The organism is Rhodococcus sp. P4_B6 (genome assembly GCF_056402215.1).
In genome coordinates, this window is sequence record NZ_JBFUHV010000331.1 from 1 (window position 1) to 4,392 (window position 4,392).

The window sequence follows — 4,392 nt, forward strand, 5'->3', positions numbered from 1 at the left end:
GCGCCGCCCCATGTCATACCCACAGCATACCACCCMCCCCCACAYAYCCCAAACAGTCGAAAATCSMGAAAYRCCCAAATWTKTTGATCSACAACMGATTACGAACCTTACAATCTRAYATTTGTGCACAACRCACGTAAATACTTATTCACCAACCAATTAGCGAAACATGTTGTCAATCAACATCTTTCAAAAACGACTCAAAACCGGACGAAACAGACACCCACGCGCCGCCGACACCCCGGCGCCGGCACCCCCCAAACATGTCGCCGGCACCCCCCACATCACAAACCGGGGACATGTCATCACACCAGGTCACAGCACCATTACGGCCCCCGCACGGCACACCGCCCGCACCCCGGAAGTCGGGTACGGGCCGTGCACGGAGAGAGGCGAACTAGGCTGCGGGATCCAGCCAGGGCCGATCGTCACGGCCCTCCACATAGACCCCGCCGGGCGGACCGTCGAGCAGAGTGAGCAGCGACTCACGCGCCGCCGGAGAGGCACCGGCGAGCATCTCGTCCCGGTGCTCGCACCAGTCGTCCCAGTCCCAGCCCGCACCGACATCGATGCAGCTCTCGGCAACCTCCACAGGCTCACTGCCCAAGAACACCCACACGCTGGTCGGCCCATCAGGATCCCGGACGATCACGGTCGTCATCTTCCCGGCGGGGGTGCGAAGGAGTTGATCGCCGCGACGAACTCCCCGGTGAAGCTGCCGCCGCCGTGCCCGGCATCCTCGACGACGACGAGCCGACTTCCCTCCCACCGACGAGACAGCTCCCACGCAGTGACGAGAGGACCGGACACGTCGTACCGGCCGTGCACGAGCACCGCCGGAATGCCGGCCAGCACACCCATTCCGTCGCGAAGCTGATTCTGTGCGAGGAAGTGGTCGTTGCCCCAATAGTGAGTGACCAGACGTGCGAACACCATCCGGAACACCGGATCCCGAAAGCGGGGCGACGGTGCCCACCCCGGGACCAGGAAACATGGGTGTCCTCCCACTCACACCACCGCAACGCAGCCCTCTCGCGCACGGCGGAGTCCGGGTGCGCGAGCAGCCGGGCGTACGCGGCCGCCAGATTCCCCCCACGCTCCGCGGCAGGGACCGGTTCGACGAACCGCTCCCACTCCCGCGGAAACACCCGCCCCATATCGCGGGTGATCCACTCGACCTCCCTACCGCTGCCCGAGGTGATCGCACCCAACGCCATCCCGATCACCCGGTCCGGATGAGCCTGCGCGTACACCAACCCGAGCGTGACACCCCACGACACCCCCGCCACCACCCACCGCTCGATCCCCAGATGCTCACGGAGCCGCTCGATATCGGCGACCAGATGCGCCGTCGTGTTCACCGCCAGATCGCTACCCGGATCGTCGGCCAACGGCCGACTCCGGCCACACCCCCGCTGATCGAACAACACCGCCCGAAACACCTTCGGGTCGAAAAACCTCCGCACACCCGGCGTGCCACCCGACCCAGGACCACCATGCAGATAGACCACCGCAGTCCCCGCAGGATTGCCCACCGACTCCCAATACAGCACCTGCCCATCGGGAACCTCCAGAAGGCCGGACTCGTACGGCTCTACCATGGGAAACCGCTCCACCATGAACCAAGTCTGACGCCCCTCACCGCGCGAACCCACCCCAGGTCCCGGATGCCGACCACCATGACACCGCACAACCCGAACAGCAGGTTCAGTCGGGGGTGAAGAACAGATCCATCCCGATCACGAACCACGCCGCCAGCGCCGCGATCGGCAGAAACGCCAGCACAAACGGAACGGCGAACTGCCGGGCAGCGCGCCACGGAACCGTCACCAACCCGAACACCACCACCAGCAGGGCCGGTGCCGCCCAGCTCACCCAATACCCGGCCGGCGGCGGATCCGCCCCAACGAGGTGAACGCGCCGTGCGGATACACCCGAGGTCGCGGAACATCGAAGTAGTACTGCCACAAGATCACCGCCGGCACATAACAAAAGAACCCCGCCAGCAGACCGCCGATGATGCCCAGCGACATCCGCAGCCCTTTTCCCGCCCCTACGGGGGTCGCCTCGTCCACACCGCCCATCATCGACTTCGCCTATGACGGTTCACCCCGGGACGTGTCATCTTCCCAGGTCAGAGCGCTCACCCAGGTCGCGGCTCTTGCCGTCCATCCACGCAATGACATCAAACACGCGGAGCGCGGAGATCTCCTCGGGGAGGCCGGCCTCCCCGAGGATCGACAGCAACCGGCGATGCAACGCCCCGTCGTCGGCGCGAAAGGACTCCCGGACCGGGTTCAAGTGCGATCGCTCGGTGCCCAGGACCTGACTGACCACCGAATCCCAGATCAGGTACAGCCGGGGACGTGTGCGGGCGATCAGCTTCGTCGCCTTCGTCCGGCCGATCCCCGGCAGCGCCCACAGGGCCGTTTCCAGGTCCCAGGCGGGCCACCCCGGGGGTCAGCGGGTCCGGTTCGTCGACCAGGTCCCGATCCGGGCCTATCGCCGCCAGAAGGGCGTTCAGCGCCTCCGCCTCGGTGTGCAGGATCGCCCGCGCCGCCCTCGGGGGGACCTGCACCGACAGGAACACCCGCCGCAACCAGGTCGTCCGCGGTGAACCGGCCCACCTCCCCCGGCCCGGTCGCCGGTGCTCGACCACAAATCGAAGTGCGCTCCGCACCTAAGCGTCGACCCCCAGATACGGGCGGCCTTAATCCCGGATCCACCGATGCAGGGTGGGGTTGGGTGAGTTGAAACGGCGAGATGCCCTTGCGTGCTGAAAGAATTGGACTTCTCACAGAACCAGTTCGATCGACACGAAGGGCATCTCTAGGGTGCAACTATCCCACACCCACCCGGTGACGGCCTCGGCGTTCGACGACCGCAATCTCCTCGCCGCGGCCGGACTGATCCCGGTCCTGGGGTTGGCCCAGGACTGCGGCCTCGCTGACCTGGCAGACGAGCATCTGACGCTGCCCACCGACAAGGGCGCACACGCGGGCCGGAAGGTGTCTTCGCTGGTGGCGGGCATGGTCGCCGGCGCCGACAGCATCGACGACATGGCGCTGCTGCGGCACGGCGCCATGCCCACGGTGTTCGACCACCCGTACGCCCCGTCGACGCTGGGCTCCTTCCTGCGGACGTTCTCCTTCGGGCACGTCCGCCAACTCGACGCCGTCGCCGCCCGATTCCTGCAAGGCCTGGCCGAACGAACACCGCTGGTCGGTGGGCCCGAAGTCGGTGGGCGGATCCTCGTCGACCTCGACGACACCATCGTCCCGGTGCACGGGCACGCCAAGCAGGGCGCCGGCTACGGATACACCGGGATCCGCGGGTTGAACGCGCTGATCGCCACCGCCACCACCGACGGGCGGGCACCGGTGATCGTCGGCCAACGCCTGCGCCGCGGCGGCTGCGGATCCCCGCGCGGGGCATCCCGGATGGTCAGCGACGCCCTCGCCACACTCGGCCGCCTGCGCCCGCAGATGTCACCGGGGTCTGTGCTGGTGCGGGCCGACTCAGCCTTCTACGGGCACCCGACCGTGTCCGCGGCACTGCGCTCCGGCGCCGACGTCTCGGTCACGGTGCGGATGACCGCGACGGTGAAAGCGGCGATCGCCGCCATCGACGACGATGCGTGGACCCCGATCGAATACACCGACGCCGTCTACGACGAACAGACCGGCCGGTGGATCTCCCGCGCCGAGGTCGCCGAGATCGACTTCACCGCGTTCACCCGCCTCGCCTCCGAGCGGACACCGGGCCGGTTGGTGGTGCGCCGCATCCCCGACCTGCGGGAACACACCGACGGTCAGGGCTCATTGTTCGACACCTGGCGGTTCCACGCGTTCTTCACCACCACCGACCCCGCCGTCCTGGACACCGTGGCCGCGGACAAGATCCACCGCGGGCACGCGATCATCGAGCAGGTCCACGCCGACCTGAAGAACTCCGCGCTCGCGCACCTGCCCTCGGGACGGTTCGCCGCCAACAGTGCCTGGCTGGTACTCGCGGTGATGGCGTTCAATCTCACCCGCGCCGCCGCCACCCTCACCGGGGCCCGCCTGGTGCGGGCGACGACCGCCACCATCCGCCGCACCCTGATCTCGGTCCCGGCCCGGATCGCGTCCTCGGCACGCCGCCTCACCTGCACCTACCGCGGCGCTGGCCCTGGGAAACCGAATGGAACCAACTCTTCACCCACACCCGGCATCGAAGACCCCAGGTCACCTAATCCGCCCGGCCAGCCGGCCCCGACCCGAAACCCAGTGGAACAACCCGACACCCAGGTCGGACGATCACCCACACCCATAAGCCCACCAACGCCCGCAACCGGACTCATCACTCAACCCATCACCGATCGGTGGATCGAGGTTAATACCTCCTCAGGGC

4 protein-coding genes and 3 pseudogenes are annotated in these 4,392 nt (G+C 67.2%); 1 reads left to right on the forward strand and 6 read right to left on the reverse strand.

The window, feature by feature from the left end; genetic code table 11:
* Positions 1-397: 397 nt before the first annotated feature.
* From AC1DWT_RS49740 to AC1DWT_RS49765, 6 genes and pseudogenes are all read right to left on the reverse strand, one after another.
* Positions 398-661, reverse strand: coding sequence for a hypothetical protein (locus tag AC1DWT_RS49740; protein WP_095870094.1), 264 nt, complete (start codon positions 659-661; stop codon positions 398-400).
* Positions 658-1,619 (reverse strand): annotated as a pseudogene (gene pip / locus AC1DWT_RS49745) (prolyl aminopeptidase). Before pip ends, AC1DWT_RS49740 begins: the two are co-directional and overlap by 4 nt.
* Positions 1,620-1,707: 88 nt before the next feature.
* Positions 1,708-1,875 (reverse strand): hypothetical protein, encoded by a 168-nt coding sequence (locus AC1DWT_RS49750; RefSeq protein ID WP_179443377.1) that lies wholly within the window; start codon positions 1,873-1,875, stop codon positions 1,708-1,710.
* Positions 1,872-2,075, reverse strand: coding sequence for a hypothetical protein (locus AC1DWT_RS49755; RefSeq protein ID WP_095870093.1), 204 nt, complete (start codon positions 2,073-2,075; stop codon positions 1,872-1,874). Before AC1DWT_RS49755 ends, AC1DWT_RS49750 begins: the two co-directional genes overlap by 4 nt.
* Before the next feature lie 46 nt (positions 2,076-2,121).
* Positions 2,122-2,436, reverse strand: a complete 315-nt coding sequence (locus AC1DWT_RS49760) for a DUF6308 family protein (RefSeq protein WP_179443383.1) — start codon at positions 2,434-2,436, stop codon at positions 2,122-2,124.
* 85 nt (positions 2,437-2,521) lie between these two features.
* Positions 2,522-2,680, reverse strand: a pseudogene (locus AC1DWT_RS49765) (hypothetical protein); the annotation flags it as partial.
* A 154-nt stretch (positions 2,681-2,834) separates the two neighbouring features.
* Between AC1DWT_RS49765 and AC1DWT_RS49770 the strand changes: the two are divergent.
* Positions 2,835-4,234: pseudogene (locus AC1DWT_RS49770) on the forward strand (IS1380 family transposase).
* Positions 4,235-4,392 lie beyond the last annotated feature (158 nt).